This window comes from Ramlibacter albus (genome assembly GCF_014297445.1).
GTDB classification, from domain to species: Bacteria; Pseudomonadota; Gammaproteobacteria; order Burkholderiales; family Burkholderiaceae_C; genus Ramlibacter; species Ramlibacter albus.
Window position 1 is genome coordinate 1,034,576 of sequence record NZ_JACORU010000001.1, and the last position, 24,989, is coordinate 1,059,564.

Annotated in this window: 27 protein-coding genes; 10 read left to right on the plus strand and 17 right to left on the minus strand. The window is 66.7% G+C overall.

What is annotated here, in order from left to right; translation table 11 throughout:
* Positions 1-56: 56 nt before the first annotated feature.
* Positions 57-617 carry a TMEM165/GDT1 family protein gene (locus H8R02_RS04685; RefSeq protein WP_187080166.1) on the minus strand — a complete coding sequence of 187 codons (561 nt, stop codon included), beginning with the start codon at positions 615-617 and terminating at the stop codon, positions 57-59.
* 127 nt (positions 618-744) lie between these two features.
* Between H8R02_RS04685 and H8R02_RS04690 the strand changes: the two genes are divergently transcribed.
* A complete protein-coding gene (locus H8R02_RS04690) occupies positions 745-1,947 on the plus strand; it encodes an ammonium transporter (protein WP_187080167.1) in 1,203 nt (400 codons plus the stop codon).
* Between the two features lie 239 nt (positions 1,948-2,186).
* Positions 2,187-2,651, plus strand: a complete 465-nt coding sequence (gene rbp, locus H8R02_RS04695) for an RNA-binding regulator (RefSeq protein WP_187080168.1) — start codon at positions 2,187-2,189, stop codon at positions 2,649-2,651.
* Positions 2,652-2,727: 76 nt separating this feature from the next.
* On the opposite strand, the gene H8R02_RS04700 is transcribed toward rbp, so the two are convergent.
* The 6 genes from H8R02_RS04700 to H8R02_RS04725 are packed head-to-tail and all read right to left on the minus strand — an operon-like array spanning position 2,728 to position 7,058.
* Positions 2,728-3,450, minus strand: coding sequence for an FprA family A-type flavoprotein (locus H8R02_RS04700; RefSeq protein ID WP_187080169.1), 723 nt, complete (start codon positions 3,448-3,450; stop codon positions 2,728-2,730).
* Positions 3,447-4,076: a TetR/AcrR family transcriptional regulator gene (locus tag H8R02_RS04705; RefSeq protein WP_187080170.1), complete on the minus strand. Its 630-nt coding sequence runs from the start codon at positions 4,074-4,076 to the stop codon at positions 3,447-3,449. The genes H8R02_RS04700 and H8R02_RS04705 overlap by 4 nt, the downstream gene beginning before the upstream one ends.
* 60 nt (positions 4,077-4,136) lie before the next feature.
* Entirely contained in the window at positions 4,137-4,919 is a 783-nt protein-coding gene (locus H8R02_RS04710) for an SDR family oxidoreductase (protein WP_187080171.1), read from the minus strand.
* Complete coding sequence (gene lptC, locus H8R02_RS04715; protein ID WP_187080599.1) at positions 4,916-5,503, minus strand: LPS export ABC transporter periplasmic protein LptC; 588 nt, start codon at positions 5,501-5,503, stop codon at positions 4,916-4,918. Before lptC ends, H8R02_RS04710 begins: the two co-directional genes overlap by 4 nt.
* A 29-nt stretch (positions 5,504-5,532) precedes the next feature.
* Positions 5,533-6,078, minus strand: coding sequence for a KdsC family phosphatase (locus H8R02_RS04720; protein WP_187080172.1), 546 nt, complete (start codon positions 6,076-6,078; stop codon positions 5,533-5,535).
* Positions 6,078-7,058 carry a KpsF/GutQ family sugar-phosphate isomerase gene (locus H8R02_RS04725; protein WP_255429142.1) on the minus strand — a complete coding sequence of 327 codons (981 nt, stop codon included), beginning with the start codon at positions 7,056-7,058 and terminating at the stop codon, positions 6,078-6,080. Before H8R02_RS04725 ends, H8R02_RS04720 begins: the two co-directional genes overlap by 1 nt.
* Positions 7,059-7,080: 22 nt before the next feature.
* Between H8R02_RS04725 and H8R02_RS04730 the strand changes: the two genes are divergently transcribed.
* Together H8R02_RS04730 and H8R02_RS04735 are read left to right on the plus strand one after the other, a co-directional pair.
* Complete coding sequence (locus H8R02_RS04730; RefSeq protein WP_187080174.1) at positions 7,081-9,069, plus strand: monovalent cation:proton antiporter family protein; 1,989 nt, start codon at positions 7,081-7,083, stop codon at positions 9,067-9,069.
* A gap of 4 nt (positions 9,070-9,073) precedes the next feature.
* Positions 9,074-9,619 carry an adenine phosphoribosyltransferase gene (locus H8R02_RS04735; RefSeq protein ID WP_187080175.1) on the plus strand — a complete coding sequence of 182 codons (546 nt, stop codon included), beginning with the start codon at positions 9,074-9,076 and terminating at the stop codon, positions 9,617-9,619.
* A gap of 1 nt (position 9,620) precedes the next feature.
* On the opposite strand, the gene H8R02_RS04740 is transcribed toward H8R02_RS04735, so the two are convergent.
* From H8R02_RS04740 to H8R02_RS04760, 5 genes are all read right to left on the minus strand, one after another.
* Entirely contained in the window at positions 9,621-10,070 is a 450-nt protein-coding gene (locus tag H8R02_RS04740) for a Crp/Fnr family transcriptional regulator (RefSeq protein ID WP_187080176.1), read from the minus strand.
* Positions 10,067-10,891, minus strand: coding sequence for a hypothetical protein (locus H8R02_RS04745; RefSeq protein ID WP_187080177.1), 825 nt, complete (start codon positions 10,889-10,891; stop codon positions 10,067-10,069). The genes H8R02_RS04740 and H8R02_RS04745 overlap by 4 nt, the downstream gene beginning before the upstream one ends.
* Before the next feature lie 117 nt (positions 10,892-11,008).
* On the minus strand, positions 11,009-11,500 hold the full coding sequence (locus H8R02_RS04750; RefSeq protein WP_187080178.1) for a Crp/Fnr family transcriptional regulator: 492 nt from the start codon (positions 11,498-11,500) through the stop codon (positions 11,009-11,011).
* 140 nt (positions 11,501-11,640) lie between these two features.
* Positions 11,641-13,005, minus strand: coding sequence for a tRNA uridine-5-carboxymethylaminomethyl(34) synthesis GTPase MnmE (gene mnmE / locus H8R02_RS04755; RefSeq protein WP_187080179.1), 1,365 nt, complete (start codon positions 13,003-13,005; stop codon positions 11,641-11,643).
* A 10-nt stretch (positions 13,006-13,015) separates the two neighbouring features.
* Positions 13,016-13,492: a hypothetical protein gene (locus H8R02_RS04760; RefSeq protein ID WP_187080180.1), complete on the minus strand. Its 477-nt coding sequence runs from the start codon at positions 13,490-13,492 to the stop codon at positions 13,016-13,018.
* Between the two features lie 125 nt (positions 13,493-13,617).
* Between H8R02_RS04760 and H8R02_RS04765 the strand changes: the two genes are divergently transcribed.
* On the plus strand, positions 13,618-15,180 hold the full coding sequence (locus tag H8R02_RS04765) for an AfsR/SARP family transcriptional regulator (RefSeq protein ID WP_187080181.1): 1,563 nt from the start codon (positions 13,618-13,620) through the stop codon (positions 15,178-15,180).
* Here the strand turns inward: H8R02_RS04765 and yidC are convergent.
* From yidC to rpmH, 4 genes are read right to left on the minus strand one after another with little or no spacing between them, the layout of a single operon-like run.
* A complete protein-coding gene (gene yidC, locus H8R02_RS04770; RefSeq protein ID WP_187080182.1) occupies positions 15,173-16,873 on the minus strand; it encodes a membrane protein insertase YidC in 1,701 nt (566 codons plus the stop codon). The genes H8R02_RS04765 and yidC overlap by 8 nt on opposite strands.
* The gene (yidD, locus tag H8R02_RS04775; RefSeq protein WP_187080183.1) at positions 16,870-17,109 is read right to left on the minus strand and encodes a membrane protein insertion efficiency factor YidD; all 240 of its coding nucleotides are present in this window, start codon (positions 17,107-17,109) and stop codon (positions 16,870-16,872) included. The genes yidC and yidD overlap by 4 nt, the downstream gene beginning before the upstream one ends.
* Positions 17,106-17,477 carry a ribonuclease P protein component gene (locus H8R02_RS04780; protein ID WP_187080184.1) on the minus strand — a complete coding sequence of 124 codons (372 nt, stop codon included), beginning with the start codon at positions 17,475-17,477 and terminating at the stop codon, positions 17,106-17,108. The genes yidD and H8R02_RS04780 overlap by 4 nt, the downstream gene beginning before the upstream one ends.
* A gap of 32 nt (positions 17,478-17,509) precedes the next feature.
* On the minus strand, positions 17,510-17,644 hold the full coding sequence (gene rpmH / locus H8R02_RS04785; protein WP_027101598.1) for a 50S ribosomal protein L34: 135 nt from the start codon (positions 17,642-17,644) through the stop codon (positions 17,510-17,512).
* A gap of 187 nt (positions 17,645-17,831) precedes the next feature.
* Between rpmH and dnaA the strand changes: the two genes are divergently transcribed.
* From dnaA to H8R02_RS04810, 5 genes are all read left to right on the plus strand, one after another.
* On the plus strand, positions 17,832-19,247 hold the full coding sequence (gene dnaA / locus H8R02_RS04790) for a chromosomal replication initiator protein DnaA (protein ID WP_187080185.1): 1,416 nt from the start codon (positions 17,832-17,834) through the stop codon (positions 19,245-19,247).
* A 71-nt stretch (positions 19,248-19,318) separates the two neighbouring features.
* Positions 19,319-20,428: a DNA polymerase III subunit beta gene (gene dnaN, locus H8R02_RS04795; RefSeq protein WP_187080186.1), complete on the plus strand. Its 1,110-nt coding sequence runs from the start codon at positions 19,319-19,321 to the stop codon at positions 20,426-20,428.
* A gap of 10 nt (positions 20,429-20,438) precedes the next feature.
* Positions 20,439-22,994: a DNA topoisomerase (ATP-hydrolyzing) subunit B gene (gene gyrB, locus H8R02_RS04800; RefSeq protein ID WP_187080187.1), complete on the plus strand. Its 2,556-nt coding sequence runs from the start codon at positions 20,439-20,441 to the stop codon at positions 22,992-22,994.
* A gap of 117 nt (positions 22,995-23,111) precedes the next feature.
* Positions 23,112-23,303: a hypothetical protein gene (locus H8R02_RS04805; protein WP_187080188.1), complete on the plus strand. Its 192-nt coding sequence runs from the start codon at positions 23,112-23,114 to the stop codon at positions 23,301-23,303.
* A gap of 14 nt (positions 23,304-23,317) precedes the next feature.
* Positions 23,318-23,746, plus strand: coding sequence for a very short patch repair endonuclease (locus tag H8R02_RS04810; protein ID WP_187080189.1), 429 nt, complete (start codon positions 23,318-23,320; stop codon positions 23,744-23,746).
* Positions 23,747-23,831: 85 nt separating this feature from the next.
* Here the strand turns inward: H8R02_RS04810 and dcm are convergent, their stop codons facing one another.
* A complete protein-coding gene (dcm, locus tag H8R02_RS04815; protein WP_187080190.1) occupies positions 23,832-24,932 on the minus strand; it encodes a DNA (cytosine-5-)-methyltransferase in 1,101 nt (366 codons plus the stop codon).
* Positions 24,933-24,989: the final 57 nt, after the last annotated feature.

Consider the following 24,989-nt stretch of genomic DNA (forward strand, 5'->3'; position numbering starts at 1 on the left):
GGCATTTGTTAAAGCGCCCGCAAGCGAGGCAAATCGGCGCTGTGGGCGAAGTATACCTAGAGCAGCGCGTACACACCGAGCGCGAGGAAGATCACCGCGCTGGTCATGTGCACGGCCTTGATCGGCACGCGCCGCGTGAGCCGGTCGCCGAACCACACCACGGGCACGTTGGCCAGCATCATGCCGAACGTGGTGCCCAGCACGACCGGCAGCCACGCGTCGAAGCGCGCGGCAAGCATCACGGTGGCGACCTGCGTCTTGTCGCCCATCTCGGCCAGGAAGAAGGCCACGAGGGTCGCCAGGAACACGCCCGAGCGCGAGACGCCGGCGGACTTCGTGTCGTCTTCGTCCAGCTTGTCGGGGATGAGCATCCACACCGCCATCGCGATGAAGGAGCCGCCGAGGATCCAGCGCAGCACCTGCGGGCTCAGCGCCTGGGTGATCCACGCACCGAGCGCGCCGGCCAGGCCGTGGTTGACAAGCGTTGCCACGAGGATGCCCAGCGCGATCGGCCAGGGCTTGCGGAAGCGCGCGGCCAGCACCAAGGAAAGGAGCTGGGTCTTGTCGCCCATTTCGGCGAGGGCCACGAGGCCCGTGGAGATCAGGAAGGGTTGCAAGCCTGCGATTTTATTGCACCGCCGCAACTGCACGCTTCTGGCGCGGTTTTTGCTTCGAGTTGGTGCACAAAGCGCGGAACGCACGGTTTCGCACCAACACAACGCAGTTCACATCCACGAGGGACTTATGGACGCACACAAACAGGGCGCGGACGCCCTGTTCATCCTGCTCGGCGCAATCATGGTGCTGGCGATGCATTCCGGCTTTGCTTTCCTCGAGCTGGGCACCGTCCGCAAGAAGAACCAGGTCAACGCGCTCGTGAAGATCCTGGTCGATTTCTCCGTTTCCACCGTCGCCTACTTCGCCGTCGGATATGGCGTGGCCTATGGCGCCAGCTTCATGGTTGGCGCCGAACAACTGGCCGCGAAGAACGGCTACGAGCTGGTGAAGTTCTTCTTCCTGCTGACCTTCGCCGCCGCCATCCCCGCGATCATTTCGGGCGGCATCGCGGAGCGCGCACGCTTCGGGCCGCAGCTGATTGCGACGGCGGTGATCGTCGGGCTGGTGTACCCGTTGTTCGAGGGCGTGGCGTGGAACCAGCGCTTCGGCATCCAGGGCTGGATCAAGGCGCTCACCGGCGAGGAGTTCCACGACTTCGCCGGCTCCATCGTCGTGCACGCGGTCGGCGGCTGGCTGGCGCTGCCCGCGGTCATCCTGCTCGGCGCGCGCAGCAACCGCTACCGCAAGGACGGCGCGATCTCCGCGCACCCACCCTCCAACATCCCTTTCCTCGCGCTGGGCGCGTGGATCCTCACCGTCGGCTGGTTCGGCTTCAACGTGATGAGCGCGCAGACGCTGGACAAGATCTCCGGCCTCGTCGCGGTGAACTCGCTGATGGCCATGGTGGGCGGCACGCTCGCGGCCGTCGTCCTGGGCCGCAACGACCCCGGCTTCGTGCACAACGGGCCGCTCGCGGGCCTCGTGGCCGTGTGCGCGGGTTCGGATTTGATGCATCCCGTGGGCGCCTTCGTCGTGGGCGGCGGCGCGGGCGCGATCTTCGTGTTCATGTTCACGCTCACGCAGAACCGCTGGAAGATCGACGACGTGCTGGGCGTGTGGCCGCTGCACGGCCTGTGCGGCCTGTGGGGCGGGCTCGCGGCGGGCATCTTCGGCAGCAAGGCGCTGGGCGGGCTGGGCGGCGTGAGCTTCGGCGCGCAATTGGTCGGCAGCGCCATCGGGGTCGCGTGGGCCGTGGCGGCCGGGTTCGTCGTCTACGGCGTGCTCAAGACGGCGACGGGGCTGCGCCTGACGGCCGAAGAGGAACACGAAGGTGCCGACATCGCCATCCACCGGATCGGCTCCACGCCGGAGCGCGAAGTGAATTGGTAGCACCCGTTGCGCGCAAGTCACACGAACGCTTTAAGCGCTCCCCCGAATGAGGGTTTTCTGGGGGAACATGTGCTTTACATTCGCCTGCGTATCTGCTTCATAATGACCGCGCGTGGTTCGAGCAGTTCTCCGCGCAGGTTGCGGTGTCAAGGTTCTTTTTCGCGTCGCTTTAATACGGGTTGAATGCGTTTTCGGGACTCCATCGCGCGGTTTTTGTGTTTTCTCAGGAGTCCCTGTCAATGGGCAACAAACTTTACGTAGGCAACCTGCCTTACCAGATGCGCGACAGTGACCTGGAGCAGGCGTTCAGCCAGTTCGGCCAGGTCACCTCTGCCAAGGTCATGATGGAGCGCGAGACCGGCCGCTCCAAGGGCTTTGGCTTCGTCGAGATGGGCAGCGATGCCGAAGCCCAGGCAGCCATCAACGGCATGAACGGCCAGCCGCTGGGTGGCCGCAGCGTCGTCGTTAACGAAGCGCGCCCGATGGAGCGCCGCCCCGGTGGCGGTGGCGGCGGCGGCTATGGTGGTGGCGGCGGCGGTGGCTACGGTGGTGGTGGCGGCGGCGGCGGTGGCCGCGGCGGCTACGGTGGTGGTGGCGGCGGCGGCGGTGGCCGCGGCGGCCAGGACGGCGGTTTCCGCAGCCCGTACGGCACCGGCCCGCGTGGCGGTGGCGGCGGCGGCGGTGGTGGCCGCGGCGGCTACTGAACCGGCGCGATGACGAGGCCCGTGGCCTCGTGCGTGCAATGAGGCTCCCGACGGGAGCCTTTTTCGTTGGTGGCGCTCAGGCGGCGAGGGCCGCGCCGAGCTGGCGCAACATGCCGGCGCCGTCGCCCTTCCACGCACTGCCGTGCATGCACGCGAGGACGCGCGGCTTCAGGCTGGCGAGCTTCTCCATCAGGGCACCGGCATCGCGCGAGTAGGAGAAGTAGTCCTCCTGCTTGCGGAAGGCTTCGCTCGGGCCGAGGATGTCGCCGTCGGTCAGCGGCACTTCGCCCGTGCCTGGCTGCGTGAAGAGGTCGCCGCAGAAGAGCGTCTGCGTGGTGCGGTCGAAGAAGTAGCCGCACTCCCAGCCGTGGGGCAGGTGGGGCGTGGCCTGCCACACGAGCTCGTGCTTGCCCAGGCTGAGCACCTGGCCGTCTTCCATCGCGATCGGCGGCACGTCGACATAGTCGCTGACGGAGACCATCGCGGCCACGCGCCCGCAGACGGGCTGCGCACCGGGCGCCGCGGCCAGGAACTCGGCAAGCGCGCCGCATTCGTCGGCCTCGAAGTGCGAGAAGGCGACGTAGCGCAGCTTCTCGAGCGGCATCACCTTGGCGATCTGCGCGCTCACCAGCGGGAACAGCTTCTTCGGCCCGGTGTGGAACAGCAGCGGCTTGTCGTCGACCACGAGGTACTGGTTGAACGAGAACCCGCCGGGGAATTCCTCGGGCGGCAGCGGGATGCTGATGCGGTAGGTGTCTTCGGCAACGGCGTGGATGGAGGGCTGGACGGCAGTCATCATGTCTTCCTGGGTTTCGGACGCGCGGGGGTGGGGGCTGCGGGCCGGGGTCCGGCGGCGGCCAGCAGCAGGTGGACGATGCGCTCGCGCGCGGCGGCGCGAGCCATGCCGTGCGCGTGGACAAGGCGGTGCCACAGCTCGAAGTGCAGCAGTGCTTCCCAGACGGCGGCAACGCTGCGCGCGTCATCGACGCCGTGGCGCGCGAGTACCTGTTGGCACAGCCCGGTGAGCTGCACGCGCTGCTGCTCGTACATGCGCGCCAGCGCCGGCAGCTGGCCGTGTTCGCGCCATGCGCGCCAGGGCGCGAAGTGGTGGTGCTGCATCTCGACGGCTTCGACGAGCGCACGGGCTGCGGCCTCCAGATCCGGCGCGGCGACGATCGCCTCGGCCGCGAACTGCGGCGCCTGCGCCGCGACGTGCCCCGTGCACGCCTGCAGCAGGTCGTCCATCGTCGGGAAGTGCTTGTACACGGTGGGCAGCGAGACGCCGGCCTCGCGCGCGATGTCCGCCCAGGAGGTGGCGAGCGCGCCCTGCGTGCGGTGCAGCTCGGCGGCGGCGGCGGCGATGCGGGCCTTCAGCTCGGCCTGCTGCAGCTCGCGGGTGGTGGTGTCGTAGGCGCGTGGGGCCATGGGTGTCCTCGAATTGAATTTACTTTAATTCAAAGTAAATCCAATTGCAAGTCCCCGGGCTCAGTCCTCGCGCTGGCGGTGTTTTCGCGGCCGGCCGGCCAGCACCCTGTCGTAGAGCCAGTTGGGCAGCAGGCGCAGCAGCTTGGCCACCACGCCCATCTGCCACGGGATGACGCGGTAGCTGCGCCCCGCCTCGATGGTGCGGAACGCGCGGTCGGCGAAGTCCGGCGGCTGCATCAGGAAGGGCATCGAGTAGCGGTTCTTGCGAGTGAGCGGCGTGTCGATGTAGCCTGGCGAGATCGTGACGACGTGCACGCCGGTGCCGCGCAGCTCGCCGCGCACGCTCTCGCAATAGGCAATGACCGCGGCCTTGCTCGCACAGTAGGCGCCGTGCCCCGGCAGCCCGCGAATGCCCGCCACGCTGCCGATCCCCACCAGCGCGCCGCTGCCGCGCTTGACCATCGGCAGGATGAACGGGTGGAAGGTGGCCGCGAGCCCGATGTTGTTGGTGGCGAAGGTGCGCGCGATCACGTCGATGTCTTCACGCTCGGCCGTGTCCACGCCGATGCTGATGCCGGCATTGGCGATCACCACGTCGGGCACGCCCTGTGCCGCGATGCACGCATGGCCCACGCCCACGATGCTGTCGGTGATGGCGACGTCGGCGCCGTACACGCGGTAGCTGTCTTCGGGCAGCCCCTGCGACTTCGCCCACGCCTCGATCTCGCCCGTGCGGCGCGCGACGAGCGCGAGCCGCCAGCCCGCCTGGTGGTAGCGCAAGGCCAGCGCCTGCCCGATGCCGCTCGACGCGCCGGTGATGAACGCCAGTTTGCCGTTGCTCATTGCTGCGGCGCGATGGTGCCGCGCACGCGCCCGCGCAGCTCCAGCACGCGGTCGAGGTTGTCGTAGGCGAGCGAGTCGGCGGTGAACTGGTCGTCGCCGCGCTTGAGCACCACCGGCTGGTCGGACTTCACGCGCTCCGTGTCGAGGAAGGCGTGCAGGAACTCGCCGCGGATCTCCAGCTTCGGCGCCGCGGTGCCGTTGGCCTGCTTCGCGTCCTCGCGCGTGACCACCGCATCGCCGATCAGCTGCACCTGGCTGCCGTCGGCATTGGTCACGGCCTTCTTCGCCGTGGCCACCGTGAGCGCGCCGCGCTCGTTGTACGAGCGGATGCGCACGTTGTCGATCTCCAGCGTGTCCGTATCCGGGAAATGGCGCGCCTCGCTGCCGTGCAGCTCGCTCCTCAGGCGCCCGTTCGGGCCGAACGACTTCACCGAGAAGCCGCGCATGAAGTAGTCGGGCTGGTGCGTCGGGGGGCGCTTGGCCTCCGGCGCGGAAAACGTGGGCGTGTTGCGCGCGAGCCAGTAGGTGCCGAGCGCCAGCACGCCCATCAGGATCACCGGCAGGTAGATCGTGGCGGCATCCATCGCGCGCCCCACATACTGGCGCGCGATGGTCACCGGTAGGCCTCCAGCAGCTGCGCGTAGCGGCCGCTGGCCACGAGCAGCAGGTCGCAGAACTCGCGCGCTGCGCCCATCCCGGCGGGAGCGTGAGTGACGTAGCGTGCCGCGGCCTTCACCTCCGCGTGCGCGTGCGGCGGCGCGGCCGCGAACGCGCAGCGCGCAAGCACCGGCAGGTCGGGCCAGTCGTCGCCGATGGCGGCGGCCTGGGACCAGTCGAGGCCCAGCGACTTGAGCGTGGCTTCGGCGGCGGGTTGCTTGGTCTCGGTGCCGTAGTGCACGTCGACCACGCCGAGGCCTTCGAGCCGCTTGCGCAGCGGCGCCGAGTCGCGGCCGGTGATGACGGCCGGCGTGATGCCGCCCTTCTGCAGCATCTTCAGGCCGTGCCCGTCGAGCGTGTGGAAGCGCTTGAGCGTCTCGCCCTGGTCGGAGTAGTAGATGCCGCCGTCGGTGAGCACGCCGTCGACGTCGAAGAACGCCACCTTGATGCCTTGCGCGGCGAGCAGCAGCTCGGGCGCGAAGTTCAGCGCGGGCCCCTTCATCAGATGACTTTGGCCCGCATGAGGTCGTTGCTGTTGACCGCGCCGACGAGCTTGCCCTCCGCATCGACGACCAGCACGCTCGTGATGCGGTACTGCTCCATCAGCGCCGCCGCTTCGGCAGCGAGCTCGTCGTCGCGGATCGTGCGCGGGCCGGGATGCATGACGTCGCGCGCGACCACGGCGCGCAGGTCCACGCCCTTTTCGATCAGCCGGCGCAGGTCGCCGTCGGTGAAGATGCCGATCGGCTTGCCCTGGTCGTCCACGACGGCCGAGGCGCCCAGCCCCTTCGCGCTCATCTCGCGCATCAGCTGCGGGAAAGCGGTGTCGGCCGTCACGCGCGGCACGGCGTCGCCGCTGCGCATGACATCGGACAGGTGCGTGAGCAGCTTGCGCCCGAGCGCGCCGCCGGGGTGCGAGCGCGCGAAGTCCTCGCTGCGGAAGCCGCGCGCATCGAGCAGCGCGACCGCGAGCGCATCGCCCAGCGCCAGCTGCGCCGTGGTGCTGGCCGTGGGCGCCAGCTGCAGGGGGCAGGCTTCCATCTCCACCCCGCTGTCGAGCACGACGTCGGCGTGCCGCGCGAGCGTGGAAGACGCGTTGCCCGTCATCGCGACGATGAACACGCCCAGGCGCTTGAGCACGGGCAGGATCACGGTGATCTCGTCGCTCTCGCCGCCGTTGGAGATCGCCAGCACGAGGTCGATGGCCTTGATCATGCCGAGGTCGCCGTGGCTGGCCTCGGCCGGGTGCACGAACATCGCCGGCGTGCCGGTGGAGGCGAGGGTGGCCGCCACCTTGCGGCCGATGTGGCCGCTCTTGCCCATGCCCATCACGACCACGCGGCCGCGCACGTCGAGGATCTTCTCCACCGCGCGCGCGAAGCTCTCGCCCGTGCGGGCCTTCAGGCCGGCCACGGCCCGCGCCTCGATGTCGAATGTCTCCTGGGCCAGGCGCAGGGCCCGGTCGCGGTCGAACGCGGTCATGGCCGGATTGTAGGATGGGGGCATGTCCGCCCTCGAGCTCACCCTCCTTTACCTGCTGGCGGCAGTGCTCGGGGTGGTGGCCTTTCGTTCGCTCAAGCTTCCCCCCATCCTCGGCTACCTCACGGTGGGCGTGCTGATCGGCCCCAACGCACTGGGGCTGGGCCAGAAGAGCGGCGGCGCCGTGCAGCACCTCGCCGAGTTCGGCGTGGTGTTCCTGATGTTCGTGATCGGGCTGGAGTTCAACCTGCACAAGCTTCGCGCCATGCGCAAACACGTGTTCGGGCTGGGGCTGATGCAGGTGGTGCTCACGGTCGTGATCACCACGTTCGGTTCGATGTTCCTCTCCGCGCTGGCGCCGGGGCTGTGGAAGATGTCGTGGCAAAGCGCGGTGGCGCTTTCGGGCGCCCTCGCCATGAGCAGCACGGCCATCGTCGTGAAGATGATGGCCGACCGGCTGGAGCTGGAGTCGGAGCACGGCCAGCGCGTCATGGGCGTGCTGCTCTTCCAGGACCTGGCCGTCGTGCCTTTGCTGGTGCTGATCCCTGCCTTGGGCAGCCCGCCGGAGCAGCTGTTCGGCGCGCTTGCGATCGCCGGCCTGAAGGCGACGGTGGTCATCACGGTGCTGCTCGTCGGCGGCCAGGCCGTCATGCGCTGGTGGCTGACTCTGGTGGCCCGCCGCAAGAGCGAGGAGCTCTTCATCCTCAACCTGCTGTTGATCACGCTCGGGCTCGCGTGGCTCACCGAGCAGGCCGGGCTGTCGCTCGCGCTCGGCGCCTTCATCGCGGGCATGCTGATCTCCGAGACGGAATACAAGCACCAGGTGGAAACCGACATCCGGCCCTTCCACGACGTGCTGCTCGGCCTGTTCTTCATCACCGTGGGCATGCTGCTCGACTGGCGGCCGGTGTTCGACCGCTGGAAGCTGGTGCTGGTGCTGCTGACGCTGCCGGTGCTGTTCAAGCTGGCGCTGGTGAGCGTGCTCGCGCGGCTGTTCGGCTCGACCGAAGGCGTGGCACTGCGCACCGGCCTGTACCTCGCGCAGGCCGGCGAATTCGGCTTCGTGCTCCTGACGCTGGCGCAGCAGAACCGGCTGGTGCCGCCGGAGCTGATCAACCCGGTGCTCGCGAGCATGGTGCTCTCGATGCTGGCCACGCCGCTGATCATCCAGTGGAGCAACCGCATCGTGATGAAGCTGGTGGCCAGCGAATGGATGATGCAGTCGCTGCAGATGACGACCATCGCGCGCAAGTCGATCAACGTCAACAAGCACGTCATCATCTGCGGCTACGGCCGCGTGGGCCAGAACCTCGCGCGCATGCTGGAACGCGAGAACATCCCCTACATGGCGCTCGACCTCGACCCCGACCGCGTGCGGCAGGCCGCGGCGGCGGGGGACTCGGTGGTGTTCGGCGACGCGGCGCGCCTGCAAGCGGTGATGGCTGCGGGCCTTGCACGTGCGACCGCCGTCGTCGTGACTTACATCGACGTGCCGAGCGCGCTGAAGGTGCTGGCGAACGTGCGCGCGCATGCGGCCAACGTGCCGGTGATCGTGCGCACGCAGGACGACCGCGACCTCGAAAAACTGCAGGCCGCCGGCGCCACGGAGGTGGTGCCCGAGACGCTGGAAGGTTCGCTCATGCTCGCGAGCCACGCGCTCGCGCTCGTCGGCGTGCCGATGCGCCGCGTGATCCGCATCGTGCAGGACCAGCGCGACGAGCGCTACAGCCTGCTGCGCGGCTACTTCCACGGCGCGGACGACGACACCACGGACGACATCGAGCAGGAGCGCCTGTCGACCATCACGCTGCCCTACGGCGCGCGCGCGCTCGGCCGTGCGCTGAGCCACTTCGCGCTGCACGCGGTCGGCGTGCGCGTGGTCAGCCTGCGCCGCGGCAATGGCAAGGTCGTCGACCCGGACACCGACCCGCCGCTGGAGGATGGCGATACGCTCGTGCTCTCCGGCCGGCCGGACACGCTGGCGCTGGCCGAGGAGAAACTGCTGAAGGGCTAGCGCGATGAACGACTCGATCTCCAACTACCTGCGCAGCCACATCCGCACCGTGCCGGACTGGCCGGCGCCCGGCGTGCAGTTCCGCGACATCACGCCGCTGTTGCAAGACCCGACGGTGTTCCGCGTGCTGATCGACGCGTTCGTCGCGCGTGCGCGCACGCACAAGCCGGACGTGGTGGCGGGGCTCGATGCGCGCGGCTTCATCCTCGGCTCGGTGGTCGCCTACCAGCTCGGCGTGGGGTTCGTGCCGATCCGCAAGAAAGGCAAGCTGCCTTTCACCACCGTCGAAGAAACCTACGAGCTGGAGTACGGCAGCGCCACGGTCGAACTGCACACCGACGCCGTGAAGCCCGGCCAGCGCGTGGTGCTCGTCGACGACCTCATCGCGACCGGCGGCACGATGATGGCGGGCAAGAAGCTGCTGGAGAAACTCGGCGGCGTGGTGGTGGAAGGCTGCGCGATCGTCGACCTGCCGGAGCTCGGGGGCTCGAAGAAGCTGCGCGAAGGCGGGCTGGACGTGTTTAACTTCGTCGACTTCGCCGGGCACTGACCTAGGCGAAGTGCCCCACCAGCACGGCCTCGCGCATGCGGATGGCCAGCACGGCGGCCAGCCCTTTCATCAGGTCACAGGCCAAGCGCGGATGCTTGTGCGCCATCAGCTCGAAGCGGTCCCACTGCAGGCCCCAGGCCACGCCGGGCTTGGAAGGCACGACCGTGGCGCTGCGCGGCATGCCGGAGAAGAACGAGCCTTCGCCCACCACGGAGCCGGGCAGCACATGCGCGATGGCATGGCCCTGCGCCATCACCTCGAGCTCGCCGTCGGCCAGGATGAACAGCTCGCGGTCGGCCTCGCCTTCGGTCATGAGCGGCTCGCCCACGCGCAGGAAGCGAACGGCGAGGTAGGGCGCGAGCTGCTTCCACTCGGCCACGGTGAGCTTGCACTGGAGTGCGTCCTTCGCATCCAGCGCGCCGATCGCATCGACCAGCTGCTGAACGTTCAACGCAGGTCGCCGTACTGCGTGGCGCTGAGCGCTTGGGGCACGCGCATGTCGGAGTCGGGCAGCTCGGTGTCCTCGAAGCCGGTGAGCAGCGTGTAGCTTTGCGGGCCGTGCTTGGCCTGGCCGTCGAACGACTTGGCCACGGGCGTCGACTCCTGCGCTTGCGTAAGCGCCTCGCTGCCCGACACGCCGCGCGCGAGCGCGGCCTTGAAAGCCGCCACTTCGTCCGAGTTCAACGGCTCGAAGCGCGCGGGCGCGACCTTGCGCGGGGACGCAGCTTCGTCCGGCAGCGCCGCATCGACTGCGAGCGGGGCAGGCTGCGACACGAGCGGCATCGGCTTGGAATTGCTGGTGAGCGGTGCGGGCCGGCTGCTCGCCGCCATGCCGGTGGCGACGTGCTCGATCGTGCGCCAGTAGACGGCCGTGACCATGATGTCGAAGCGCGCCTTGGCGCTCTGCGCCACCATCGCCTCCACTTCCGCGAGGCGCACCGCGTCGCCCGCGAATTCGCGCGACAGGTCCACCATCACGAGGAACTGGCGGCCCCGCGCGTCGAGCGAGAGGACCTTGAACTTGTAGCCCGCGGACACGACGCCCGCGTTGGCCATGCACTCGCGCACCACGCCGTACAGCAGCTCGCGGCGCGCCATGCGCTCGTGCTTGCGGTTGGCGGGCTTGCCGGGCTGGCCCTCGGGCTGCTGCGGCACCTTGGCGGACTTCATGACCGGGCGCGTGGAATCCATGCGCGACAGGCCCGAGCTCACGGGGGCGAGGTCGGATTTGGAAGACTTCTTCTTGGGGGACAGCCAGTCGAACAAGGCCATGGTGCGCTCCTGATGCGAAGGAAACTTTTGTTTCCAGATCGCAGGGGCCAGTGTAAGGGCAGCGGCGCGGGCCAGTCACTGACTTTTGTCACACTGGCGCGGCTTACGTGCCTTTGCTTAAGTGACCGCGGCGCGCTTCGGTCGATTGGCCAGGCGACGCGAAACCAGCGAGCCGAGCGCCATCGCCACTTCGAGCGCGAGCTGCGGCTGGCGGTTCGTCAGTTCCGTGAAACGGATCGGCGTCATCGACCAGATCTTGCAGGGGCTGGCTGCCTGCACAGTGGCGTTGCGCGGCAGGCGCGTGAAGAAGGCGCCTTCACCGACCGCCGAGCCCGGCCCCACGACCGCCAGCCGCACGCGGCCCTTCTCGTCCTGGTAATGCACCGTGAGCGTGCCCGACTCGACGAAGTACACCGTGCGGTCCTGCGAGTTCTGCTCGATCAGCACCTGGCCCTGCATCAGGGCGAAGGGCTGCATGTAGGTGCCCAGCAGCTCCCACTGCTCCGGCTTGAGCTGGGGGCGGAAGGCATCGGGGGAGTGGTCCTGCGTGACGGCGCGGACCAGGCCCTGGATGTCGAAGCGAAGGGGCATGCGCAGCGGAGCGTTCATAGGCGCGAAAGGTACGTGCGCGCGTGCGGCCGGGCAAGGCGTTCTAACGGACCTTTACAGCTGAAACGGCAACTTCAAGCGGCGAAACGTCGCGTACGGATATTCGGTTCGGGTACGGGGATGAACGGGGCGAAGCGTGATCACTTGCCGATGCAGAAGCGCGAGAAGATCACGCCCAGCAGGTCGTCGGCGCTGAATTCGCCGGTGATTTCCGAGAGGGCGTTCTGCGCGAGGCGCAGCTCCTCGGCGAGCAGGTCCAGCGCCTGCGCTTGGCGGGCGAGTTGCGCGGCGGCTTCCATGAGGTGGTTCTCCACGCGGCGCAGGGCCTGCACGTGGCGCTCGCGCGCGATGAAGACGCCTTCGGGGGCGGCTTGCCAGCCGGCGGTTTCGAGGAGCTTCTTGCGCAGCGTGTCGAGGCCTTCGCCGGTTTTCGCGGACACGCGCAACATTCCGGCAGCCAGCTCGCCGGGGGCCGCGTCCATCTTGTTGCCGACGTGGATGATCTCGACGTCCGCGGGCAGCTTCGCGCGGATCGTCACGTCGGCAGCCTTGTAGTCGGCGTCATTGACCCGCGTGAGGTCATGCAGGAACAGCACCGCATCCGCCTTCTCGATGCGCCCCCATGCCCGCTCGATGCCGATGCGCTCCACCTCGTCGCCGCTCTCACGCAGCCCGGCTGTGTCCACCACGTGCAGCGGGACGCCTTCGACCTGGATCTGCTCGCTGACCACGTCGCGCGTCGTGCCCGCGATCGGCGTGACGATCGCCAGCTCCGCGCCGGCGAGCGCGTTGAGCAGCGAACTCTTGCCCGCGTTCGGCTGGCCCGCGATCACCACCTGGATGCCCTCGCGCAGCAGCGCGCCTTGTTGGGCGCGTTGCAGCACGCGTTGCACGTTGGCCTGCAGGCGCTCGAGCTGCCCCTCGGCGTCGGCCTTCTTGAGGAAGTCGATCTCTTCCTCGGGGAAGTCGAGCGTGGCCTCGACCAGCATGCGCAGGTTCACCAGCGCATCGCGCAGCGTGTGGATCTCGTTGGAGAACTCGCCTGCGAGCGAGCGGCTCGCGCTGCGCGCCGCGGCTTCGGTGGACGCGTCGATCAGGTCCGCGACCGCTTCGGCCTGCGCGAGGTCGAGCTTGTCGTTGAGGAAGGCGCGGCGCGTGAACTCACCCGGCTCCGCAACACGCAGGCCCATGGCAGCGCCGGCTTGCAGGCAACGCGCCAGAAGCAACTGCAGCACCACGGGACCGCCGTGCGCCTGCAGTTCCAGCACGTCCTCGCCGGTGTACGAATGCGGCGCGGGGAAGTGAATGGCGAGGCCCTGGTCGATGACCGAGGCATCGGCGGACTTGAACGAGAGGAACGTCGCTTCGCGGGGCTTCAGCGCGCGGCCGCAGACCGCATCAATAACCGCCGCAACCGCCTTGCCCGAAACCCGCACGATCCCCACCGCCCCGCGCCCCGGTGCGGTCGCAATGGCGGCAATGGGCTGGTCGAGGCGCGAGAGCATCCATGGATTGTCATCGCATCCGGTATGTCCCCACGAACCGCCGGCAACCGCGCATCTCGGTCGCGGTGGGGCCGAGGTCGCCGGAGCGCTCGACGCGCCCCTGCCCGCTGATGCCTGCGAACTTGCCGGTGCCGCCGGCATACGTCCACACGTAGCCCTCGGGGCCGATGGAATCGCTGCCGTAGATCGCGTGGCCGTCCGTGTCGCGCAGCACGCAGTAGCCGAGGCTTTGCGTGGCCCCGCCGCGCGTCTCGAAGGTGCCGGTGCACTCGACCGCCATCGAGTCGAAGGCGGGGTGCGTCGCGCTCGTGCCGCCGCGCACGACGTAGGAGGCGAAGCGGGCGTCGGGCGCGGCCGCCACGACGTGCATCGGGCCACCGAAGCACAGGCGCGAGTCGATCTCGCCTTCGCGCGGCAGCTCCGCCGCCATCGCGGCCGCGGCGAGCAGGGACAGGGCCAGGACGCCGGGAGTGTGTCGAATCGCCATGAGCATCTCCTTGGTGGAAGAGTGCCCACTCTCGGTGGAGGGCGTTGCGCAGGCCGTCACCGCGGCGTGAGAAAAGCGTTATTCGGGGCTTGCAGCGCCGCCGGGCCGGCGGCATGCTTTCCGCCATGCCGTACCCGAGGCTGCAATTGCTCGGCGCGTTCGTGCTCGAAACGCCGCAAGGCGCCGTGCGCCTGGGCCGCAAGGCGCAGGCGATGCTCGCGTGTTGCGCGATGCACGCCACGGGCGTTTCGCGCGCCCGGCTCGTTGCGCTGCTCTGGGCCGACCTCGGTGAAGAAGAAGCGCGCAATGCCTTGCGCCAGTGCCTGCACCTGCTGCGGCGCGGGCTCGGCAGCGGCGCCGACCTGCTGGACAGCGAGGGAGACCGCATCGTGCTTCGCGCCGGCGCATGGGACGTGGACGTGCACCGCTTCGAGTTTCTTGCGCAGCAGCGCGAGACTGCTGCGCTGGTCGAGGCCGCCGAGCTGGTGCGCGGCGACTTCCTGGAGGCGCTCGACGCCGGTGAGGACTTCAACCGGTGGGCAGCCGCCGAACGCGAGCGGCTGCGCGATGCCGCGCATGCGCTGCTCACTCGCATGTGCGAGGTCGCGGGCGATGCACCCACACGCGAAGCGGCCGTGCGCCTCGGCCGCCGGTTGCTCGCGAACGACCCGCTGCACGAAGGCTGCTACCGCGCGCTGATGCAGGTGCATGCCCGCGCGGGCCTTCGCGCGAAGGCGCTGCAGTTATGGAACGAGTGCCGCGACGTGCTGCGCAAGGAGCTCGGCGTGGAGCCGAGCCCCGAGACCGCTGCCGTCGTCGCGCACCTCTCCGAGGAAGCGCCTGCCATCGGGGCCGCAACGCGCCGCAAGGACGACCCCAGGGTGCAGGACCTCATCCTGCGCGGGCTGCAGCTCTTCAAGCTCACCACGGCGGAAGACAACCTGCGGGCGCGCGCCGCCTTCGAAACGGCCGCCAACCTGGCGCCGGACCACGCGGAGGCCATCGCCCGGTTGGCGTGGACGTATTGGCTCGAGGCGGTCTCCGGCTGGAGCGAGGACGCGGAGCTCAGCTACGAGTACGCGGCGAATGCCGCTGCGCGCGCGGTCACCTGCGACTGGAGGGTGGCGGCTGCGCACACCGCGCACGGCAAGGTGCTGCTGTGGCGCGGCCAGCACGAAGCGGCGCTGGAGCAGATGCGGCTCGCAGTCGCGCTGGCACCGTCGGATGGCTTCACGATCTTCAACGCCGCCGACACGGCCTCGTGGTCAGGCCGCTACGACGAGGCGCTGCAGACCGTCGACCGCGCGCTCGCCGTGGAGCCGAACGACGCCGGCATCTTCCTCACCATCCGGGGCTTCATCCAGTGGATCACGCGCGACTACCGCGGCGCGCAGGCTTCGCTGGAAAGCGCGGCGACGCGCAACCCGACCTATGTGTGGCCGCACGGGCTGCTCGCGATGCTGCACGCGGAGTGCGGCGAGCTGGAGCTGGCCCGCAGCTATGGCGCCACGGCGCAGCGCCTGAACCGCCGCATCAGCATCGACTTCGCCGAACGCGTGCTGCCGTTCAAGGACCCCGCGGTGCGGCGCCGCTGCGTGGAGGCGTACCGCGCCGCCGGCGTGCCCGAGCACGAGCGCCCGGGCGGCCTGGCAATGGGGCCGCCGCACTGGGCGGCCCTGCCTATTTGAACTTCGGCAGGTTGAACTCGACCTTCACGCCCATGCGGCGGTTGATCAGCCACTGCTGCGCGATGGACAGGATGTTGTTGGTCACCCAGTACAGCACCAGGCCCGCGGGGAAGAAGAAGAACATCACCGCGAACACCATCGGCATGATCCACATCATCTTGGCCTGCATCGGGTCCGGCGGGGCGGGGTTCAGCGCCGTCTGCAGCAGCGTGGTGAGCGTCATGATCACCGGCAGGATGAACAGCGGGTCGGGGTGCGACAGGTCGTGGATCCAGCCGATCCAGGGCGCGTTGCGCATCTCCACCGACGACAGCAGCACCCAGTAGAGCGCGATGAACACCGGGATCTGGATCATGATGGGCAGGCAGCCGCCCAGCGGGTTGACCTTCTCCTCGCGGTAGATGCGCATCATCTCCTGCTGCATCATCTGCGGGTTGTCCTTGTAGCGCTCGCGCAGCTGCATCACCTTGGGGTTGATGGCCTTCATCTTGGCCATGCTCTCGTAGGCCTTGGCCTGCAGCCAGAAGAACGCAACCTTGATCAGCAGCACCAGGCCGACGATGGCCCAGCCCCAGTTGCCCAGGAAGCCATGCAGCTTGGACAGCAGCCAGTACAGCGGCTTGGAGATGATGGTGAAGACACCGTAGTCCTTCACCAGCTCCAGGCCCGGCGCCACGCGCTCGAGCATCGTCTCTTCCTGCGGGCCGGCGAAGAACTTGGCGTCGTACGCCTTCGCGGCGCCGGGCGGGACGGGCTGCGGCGGCGTGATCATGCCGACCGCGTAGTTGTTCTCCACCTTGCGGATGAAGTTCTCGTGCGGCACGCCATCGGGCAGGATCCACGCGCTCGCGAAGTAGTGCTGCACCATCGCCACGTAGCCCTTGCTCGACGTCTTCTGGAACTCGATCTTGTTCTTGTCGATGTCGCCGAACTCCACCTTCTGGAACTTGTGCTCCTCGGTGTAGACGGCCGGGCCGGTGAAGGTGGACGTGGGGTCCGTGAACATGTTGCCGCTGCCCTGGCGGCGGCCGTCGCGCACGATCTGCACGTACAGCTGCGGCGACACCGGCGCGGTGGCGGTGTTGAACACCTCGTGCTTCACGGCCGCGTCGTAGGCGCCGCGGTGGAAGGTGAAGGTCTTCACCAGCTTCACGCCGTTCTTCTCGCCCTCGAACTTCACCACCAGCTCGTTGGCGCCTTCCTTCAGCGCGCGGTCGCCGCTGGCCTTCATCACCGTGGTGTGGTTCGGGAAGTCGCCGCCGACGAGGCCGCTTTGCGCCACGTAGGTGTGGTCGGGCGTCTGGTCGAGCAGCACGAAGGTGTCGCTGTGGCCCAGGGCCTTGTCGCCGGGGTGCTTCGAGAACTCGGTGCGCACGATCGTGCCGCCTTGCGTGTCGAAGGTGACCTTCATCACGTCGGTGGTGATCGTGAACCGCTCGGCCGCAACCGCGGGTGCGGCGGTCGGCGTGCCAGGCAATGCGCCTGCGGCTGGCGTGGCCACCGGCGGCTGGCCACCCGCAACGGGCGTCGACGCCGGCGCGGACGAACGCGCGGCAGGCGCGCTGGCAGCGGGCTTGTGCGTGCCGATGAGGAACGTGCCAGGGCGGCCGTTGTAGACCTGCCATTGGTCCCACAGCATCACCATCGAGAAGCCGAAGATGACCCACAGGATCGTGCGGCGGATGTCGTTCATGAGTTCTTCTTTTGAGGAAAGAGGGCGGGCGGGACCGGATCATGCCCGCCGGCGCAGAAGGGGTGGCAGCGCGCGATGCGCTTGAGCGTGAGGTAGCTGCCGTAGGCGGCGCCGTGGGTTTCGAGCGCCTCGAGAGAGTACACGGAGCAGGTGGGTGTGAAGCGGCACGCGCCACCCAGCCACGGCGACAGGAGAAGCCTGTAGCCCTTGACGATGGCGATGAGGATGCGCTTCATGCTCTGGCAAACAGCTGCTGCAGCTCCGTGCGGACCTGGGCCTTGAGGCCTTCGGACCACGCGCTGGTGAACCCCGCGAAGCCCGACCGCAGCCGCACCACATGTGCGGCCGGCGGCAACGGGCACAAGGCGGCCACGTTGTAAATCTGCCGGCGGATGCCATTGCGGGTGACGGCCCGCTTGGCCCAGCGCTTGGGGACTACCGCGCCTATGTAGGGCTCTTGAACGCCAAACAGCGCCGGGGCTTCATCAGCCTGCGGCGCTGTCGAGTTGAGCGCGGCCCGGTGCAGCACGAAGTGGGCCGTCCGGGAGAGGGGGGCGCCTGCCATGGCTGCCTCGAACTGCGCTCGGGTCTTGATCCGTTGCACGCCCGAGGCACGCGCGGGTGGCGCGCGAAGCCTTAGACGGCCAGGCGCTTGCGGCCCTTGGCGCGGCGCGCATTGATGACGGCGCGGCCACCGCGGGTCTTCATGCGGACCAGGAAGCCGTGGGTGCGTGCACGGCGCACTTTGGAGGGTTGGTAGGTGCGTTTCATGATGTTGATACTCCGGGGAACCGGCGATTATCGCGGAAAACGGATGCCCCGGCAAACGGTACGCTGCCATATCGCAGAGCCCGCGCCCCGTGTCAAGCGGCACCGCCGCATTTGTGGATAACCTGCCCGTAAACTAGAATTCGCCGTTTCGCGCGACATAACTAATCCACAGGCGGGAACAGCACACATGAGCGAGGGGCAACTGAACAGCCTGGCAGCCACAGCCAGCTTGGGCGCAGGCGACAGCCTGTGGCAGGCGTGCGTGGACCAGCTGGCCCAGGAACTGCCGGAACAGCAGTTCAACACGTGGATCAAGCCGCTGGCAGCCACGGTCTCCGACGATTTCTCCAAGGTCACGCTGCACGTGGCCAACCGGTTCAAGCTCGATTGGGTGCGGGCCCAGTACGCCGGCCGCATCGCCGGCCTGCTGGAAAAGCTGTACGGTCAGCCCGTGCAGCTTGAGTTAGCCATCACTCCCCGAGAAAACCTCGTCAAGACTTACGCCACGCCGGCCGCCGTCACGCCCATTGCGGCCGCGGCAGAGCCCGTGGAGCCCGACGAAGACCCCGCCGCGGGCGGCTTCAAGACCCGGCTGAACACCGCTTTGACCTTCGACACCCTCGTCGAAGGCACTGCCAACCGCATGGCGCGGGCGGCCGCGATGCACGTGGCCGGAACGCCCGGCCAGCTGTACAACCCGTTGTTCATCTACGGCGGCGTGGGCCTGGGCAAGACCCATTTGATGCACGCGGTGGGCAACAAGCTGCTGGCCGACAAGCCCGGCAGCAAGGTGCTTTACATCCACGCCGAGCAGTTCGTGAGCGACGTGGTGAAGGCCTACCAGCGCAAGACCTTCGATGAATTCAAGGACAAGTACCACAGCCTGGACCTCCTGTTGATAGATGACGTGCAGTTCTTCGCCAACAAGGACCGCACCCAGGAAGAATTCTTCAACGCGTTCGAGGCGCTGTTAACGAAAAAGTCTCACATCGTGATGACCTCCGACACCTACCCCAAGGGCCTGACGGACATCCACGAGCGGCTGGTTTCGCGCTTCGACAGCGGCCTGACGGTGGCCATCGAGCCGCCCGAGCTGGAGATGCGCGTGGCCATCCTCATCAACAAGGCGCGCAGCGAAAACGCCGAGATGCCGGAGGAAGTGGCCTTCTTCGTCGCCAAAAACGTGCGAAGCAACGTGCGTGAGCTCGAGGGCGCGCTGAGGAAGATCCTGGCGTACAGCCGCTTCAACCAGAAGGAAATCTCCATCGCGCTCGCGCGCGAGGCGCTGCGCGACCTGCTGTCGATCCAGAACCGGCAGATCAGCGTGGAGAACATCCAGAAGACCGTGGCCGACTACTACAAGATCAAGGTGGCGGACATGTACAGCAAGAAGCGGCCGGCCAGCATCGCGCGGCCGCGGCAGATTGCCATGTACCTGGCCAAGGAGCTGACGCAGAAAAGCCTGCCCGAAATCGGCGAGCTCTTCGGCGGCCGCGACCACACCACCGTGCTGCACGCGGTGCGCAAGATCGCGCAGGAGCGGCAGAACGTGACCGAACTGAACCAGCAACTTCACGTGCTGGAGCAGACCTTGAAGGGCTAGCGCCCGGCTAGGCCAAAATGCTGGTTTTGGCCCCAGAAGGGCCGCAAAACGAACAATAGGAAGAGGAAGACATGATCGTCTTGAAGGCAACGCAGGAAAAGCTGCTGTCGGTGCTGCAGTCCGTGGCCGGCATCGTGGAAAAGCGGCACACCCTGCCCATCCTGGCGAACGTGCTGGTGCGCAAGACCGGTGGCGCGGTGCAGTTCACCACGAGCGACCTGGAAATCCAGATCCGCACGAACGTGGAGATGGACGGCGACAGCGGCAACTACACCACCACCGTGGGCGCGCGCAAACTCATCGACATCCTGCGCACCATGCCCAGCGACCAGACGGTGAGCATCGAGAGCAGCCAGAACAAGTTGATCCTCAAGGGCGGCAAGAGCAAGTTCACGCTGCAGACGCTGCCGGCCGAGGACTTCCCGCTCGTGCAGGAGGCCCCGAGCTTCGGCCCCGCCTTCAAGGTGCCGCAGAAGGCGCTGAAGGACCTGCTGAACCAGGTGAGCTTCGCGATGGCGGTGCACGACATCCGCTATTACTTGAACGGCATCCTCTTCGTGGCCGAAGGCAAGCAGCTTTCGCTCGTGGCCACCGACGGCCACCGCTTGGCTTTTGCTTCGGCGACCCTAGATGTAGAGGTGCCGCGGCAAGAGGTGATCCTGCCGCGCAAGACCGTGCTGGAGCTGCAGCGCCTGCTCAGCGACAAGGCCGAAGGCCAGATCGAGATGCAGTTCGCGAACAACCAGGCCAAGTTCGCCTTCGACGGCATGGAGTTCGTGACCAAGCTGGTGGAAGGCAAGTTCCCCGACTACAACCGCGTCATCCCCAAGAACCACAAGAACGCCGTCACCCTGGGCCGCGCGCCGCTGCTGGCCAGCCTGCAGCGCACCGCCATCCTGACGAGCGAGAAGTTCAAGGGCGTGCGCCTGAACCTGGAGAACGGCACCCTGCGCGTGGCGAGCAACAACGCCGAGCAGGAAGAAGCCGTCGACGAGCTGGACATCGACTATGCCGGCGACGACATCGAGATCGGCTTCAACGTCACGTACTTGATCGATGCCCTGGCCAACATGGACCAGGAAATGGTGAAGATGGAGCTGGCGGACGCCAACAGCTCGGCACTGATCACGATTCCCGAAAACACGACCTTCAAGTACGTCGTGATGCCGATGCGGATTTGAGAAAGTTTCAATGGCTGAAGAACACGCGCAACCCGAAGAACAACAACCCCCGGCAGCGGCAAACGACTACGGCGCAAGCTCCATCCAGATCCTGGAGGGGCTGGAAGCCGTGCGCAAGCGCCCGGGCATGTACATCGGGGACACGTCCGATGGCACCGGCCTGCACCACCTGGTGTTCGAGGTGGTGGACAACAGCATCGACGAGGCGCTGGCCGGCCACTGCGACGACATCGTCGTCACCATCCACACCGACAACTCCATCAGCGTGGTGGACAACGGCCGCGGCATCCCCACCGGGCTGAAGTGGGACGACAAGCACGAGCCCAAGCGCAGCGCGGCCGAGATCGCGCTGACCGAGCTGCATGCCGGCGGCAAGTTCAACCAGAACAGCTACAAGGTGAGCGGCGGCCTGCACGGCGTGGGCGTGAGCTGCGTGAATGCGCTGAGCAAGTTCCTGCGGCTAACCGTCCGCCGCGAAGGCAAGGTGCACACCATGGAGTTCTGCCGCGGTGTGGTGGTGCAAAGCGGCGAGGTGAAGGAAGAGACCGGCCCCGAGGGCCAGAAGGCGCTGGTGCGCCCCATGCTGATCCTGGGTGACACCGACAAGCGCGGCACCGAGGTGCACTTCCTGCCGGACAACGAGATCTTCAAGGAAAACGCCGACTTCCACTACGAGATCCTCAGCAAGCGGCTGCGCGAGCTGAGCTTCCTGAACAACGGCGTGGCCATCCGCCTGATGGACGAGCGCACCGGCAAGAGCGACGACTTCAGCGGCGCCGGCGGTGTGAAGGGCTTCGTCGACTTCATCAACAAGGGCAAGCGGGTGCTGCACCCGAATGCCTTCCACGCGATCGGCGAGAAGAACAGCGACCAGGGCACCACCATCGGCGTGGAAGTGGCCATGCAGTGGAACGAGGGCTACAACGAGCAGGTCCTCTGCTTCACCAACAACATCCCGCAGCGGGATGGCGGCACGCACCTGACGGGCCTGCGCGCGGCGATGACGCGCGTGATCAACAAGTACATCGAAGAGAACGAGCTGGCCAAGAAGGCCAAGGTGGAGATCACCGGCGACGACATGCGCGAGGGCCTCACGTGCGTGCTGAGCGTGAAGGTGCCCGAGCCCAAGTTCTCGAGCCAGACCAAGGACAAGCTGGTTTCCAGCGAAGTGCGCGGCCCCGTGGAAGACGTGGTGGCCAGCAAGCTGAACGACTACCTGCAGGAGCGGCCGAACGACGCGAAGACCATCGTCGGCAAGATCGTCGAAGCCGCGCGTGCGCGCGAGGCTGCGCGCAAGGCGCGCGAGATGACGCGCCGCAAGGGCGTGCTGGACGGCATGGGCCTGCCCGGGAAGCTGGCGGACTGCCAGGAGAAAGACCCGGCGCTGTGCGAGATCTACATCGTGGAGGGCGACTCCGCCGGCGGGTCCGCCAAGCAGGGGCGTGATCGGAAGTTCCAGGCGATCCTGCCGCTGCGCGGCAAGATCCTGAACGTGGAGAAGGCGCGATACGAGAAGCTTCTGACCAGCAACGAGATCGTCACGCTGATCACCGCGCTGGGCACCGGCATCGGCAAGGCCGCCATTGAAAGCGGCAAGAGCGGCGCGGACGATTTCGACGTGGCGAAGCTGCGCTACCACCGCATCATCATCATGACCGACGCGGACGTGGACGGCGCGCACATCCGCACGCTGCTGCTGACGTTCTTCTACCGCCAGATGCCCGAGCTGGTGGAGCGCGGCCACATCTACATCGCGCAGCCGCCGCTGTACAAGGTGAAGGCCGGCAAGGAGGAGCTGTACCTGAAGGACGGGCACGAGCTCGACGGCTTCCTGCTGCGCATCGCGCTGCTGGGCGCGAGCGTGCACACGGGCGGCGCGGTGAGCCGCGTCATCGCCGGCGAGGAGCTGGCGGACCTGGCGCGCAAGCACCAGGCGGCCGAGAGCGTGATCAACCGGCTGTATGGCTACATGGACGGCGAGGCGCTGCGCGCCATTGCCGACGGCGTGCACCTGAACCTGGACACCGTGCCCGACGCCGAGCGCAGCGCGCTGGAGCTGCAGGCCAAGCTGCCGGATGCGGAAGTGGCCGGCGAGTTCGACGTGCGCACGGACAAGCCGATCCTGCGCATTTCGCGGCGGCACCATGGGAACATCAAGTCGTCCGTGATCACGCAGGACTTCGTGCATGGCGCGGATTACCGGAGCCTGGCGGAGGCGGCGGATACGTTCCGCGGGCTGCTGGGTGAGGGGGCGCGTGTGGTGCGGGGTGAGGGTGAGAAGGCGAAGGAAGAGCGGGTTTCGGATTTCCGTTCCGCCATGCGCTGGCTCATTTCCGAAGCCGAGCGCGGGACGAGCCGTCAGCGGTACAAGGGGCTGGGGGAGATGAACCCCGAGCAGCTTTGGGAGACGACGATGGATCCGCAAGTGCGCCGGTTGCTGCGGGTGCAGATCGAGGATGCGATCGAGGCGGACAAAGTCTTCACCATGCTGATGGGGGATGAGGTGGAGCCTCGTCGGGACTTCATCGAGAGCAATGCCTTGCGGGCCGCGAATATTGACGTTTGATGAAATGCCTACGAGCGTAGGCATTTCTCGCGTCGAACGGCTGAAACAGCCTGAAATGCCTGCGATCGCAGGCATTTTCTTATGAGGCATCCTGTTCGCTCTCCCGAAGATGTTGCGGTGCTGCTGCGCGCGGTTCGCAAGACTGCGGACGTGGAGCGGGGAAAGCCAACCGCGCGGCTTGGCTTGGTGCTCAAGCTGTTGACGGGAGCGGGCGTTGTACTGTTCGCCGACATTTCCGACTCGGCAGAGCAAGAGCTGGAGAGACAACGTACCAAGCTCGCCAAGAACGCAAGTGCGCCGTATGTGTAGCGTGCACGTCGATCATGGCTGACGTCGTCGACGCGGCCAAACGGTCGTCGATGATGGCCGGTATCGGGCCAAAGGACACGCAGCCCGAGCTGGCCGTCCGCCGCTACTTGCATGCTGCGGGGCTACGGTTCCGCGTGCACGATCGCCGCCTACCTGGCACTCCTGACATCATCCTTCCGCAGCACCGGGTGGCAATCTTTGTGCACGGTTGCTTCTGGCACCGACACCCTGGATGCCGCTTCGCGACTACGCCTTCTTCGAATGTCGAGTTCTGGCAGAAGAAATTCGAGGGGAACGTCCTACGTGACCAAATCAAAGAGGATCTGGTCAGAATGTGCGGGTGGAGTCCTATCGTGGTCTGGGAATGTGAGACACGAACTCCCGAAAACCTTGAAAGCCTATTCTGGCGCGTGCTAGCTGAGTCTAATCATCAGACGCCCTAGGTCGTCTGGCGCTCATCTGTGCGGCACTCTGACCTACCTAGATCGCTCGTCTTCCGCTCAGTACTGCGCCACGGACGATCAACAATCAAGCAACTTTCGGGATTCGAACCTTTCGCTTCTGCACTTGGTCATTCTTCTTTTTCAGAACCGGATTCGAGTAGACGAGACGGAGCTCTTGTCCTGGGGCGCGCTTCTTTTGTCCCACGATCACTCTAAGATGCGGCGACATAGCTTCAGCGACAGCCTTAACTGCCGGAACGACAACAGAGTTTCCAAATTGCCGATAGAGCTGGGTATCCGAGACGACGAACTGAAAGTCTTCTGGAAAACCCATGAGCCTCGCGCATTCTCGCGGCGTGAGTCTTCGCGGATTTCTTGATCGTCCTTGGTCCACAAGAATCTCCGAGCCATCTTTGTGGTACCTGGCAGAAAGTGTGCGAGTCGTGTCTTGCGGACCGACGAGTGAATAACCAAAGCCATTTCCCGCTCGCTCATGCTTTCTGCGATAGTCCTGCAGATAAGTCCATAGTTTGTCGCTCAACGTGTACTTCGGAGAGACAGTTGACGCTGGTTCAAGTATTTCCCGCAAGCGACGTTGTCCGGCGCCGGGCCAGCTCTCAGCGCCCCACTCGAATCGGACGTGGTGCTCCTTTGCGAACCCCACCATGAAGATTCGCTCTCGGTGCTGAGGCGTCCACCTCTTTCCGTCGATGACCATCGTGTGCAGGTCGTACCTCAGTTCTTCTTCCAGCACGTGCTTGATCACGCGATATGTATGCCCACCGTTATGAGATTGGAGGTTCTTGACGTTCTCCAATAGGAACGCGTGGGGGCGCTTGGCCTTCAAAATCTCCGCAATCCTGAAGAACAGCGTCCCCTGCGCATCACATGCGAACCCGTGTGCCCGACCAAGAGCATTCTTCTTCGAAACACCAGCGAGCGAGAAAGGCTGGCAGGGGAATCCCCCGACAAGAACGTCGTGCGACGGAATGTCCGCGATGTTCACTTCCCAAATATCACCAGCGATTTCTCGCTCTGGGACGCCGTAGTTCGCTGAATAAGTTCGTCGCGCGAATGGATCCCATTCGCTTGTGAACACGCATTCGCCGCCGATCTGGTCGAACGCCTGGCGAATCCCACCAATGCCCGCAAAGAGGTCGATGAACGTAAATGTCGGTGTGGTCATCGGAGTGTGGGGTGTGTATCCATACAGTGTATCTCGTCGGGCTGCATTGTGGAAGTC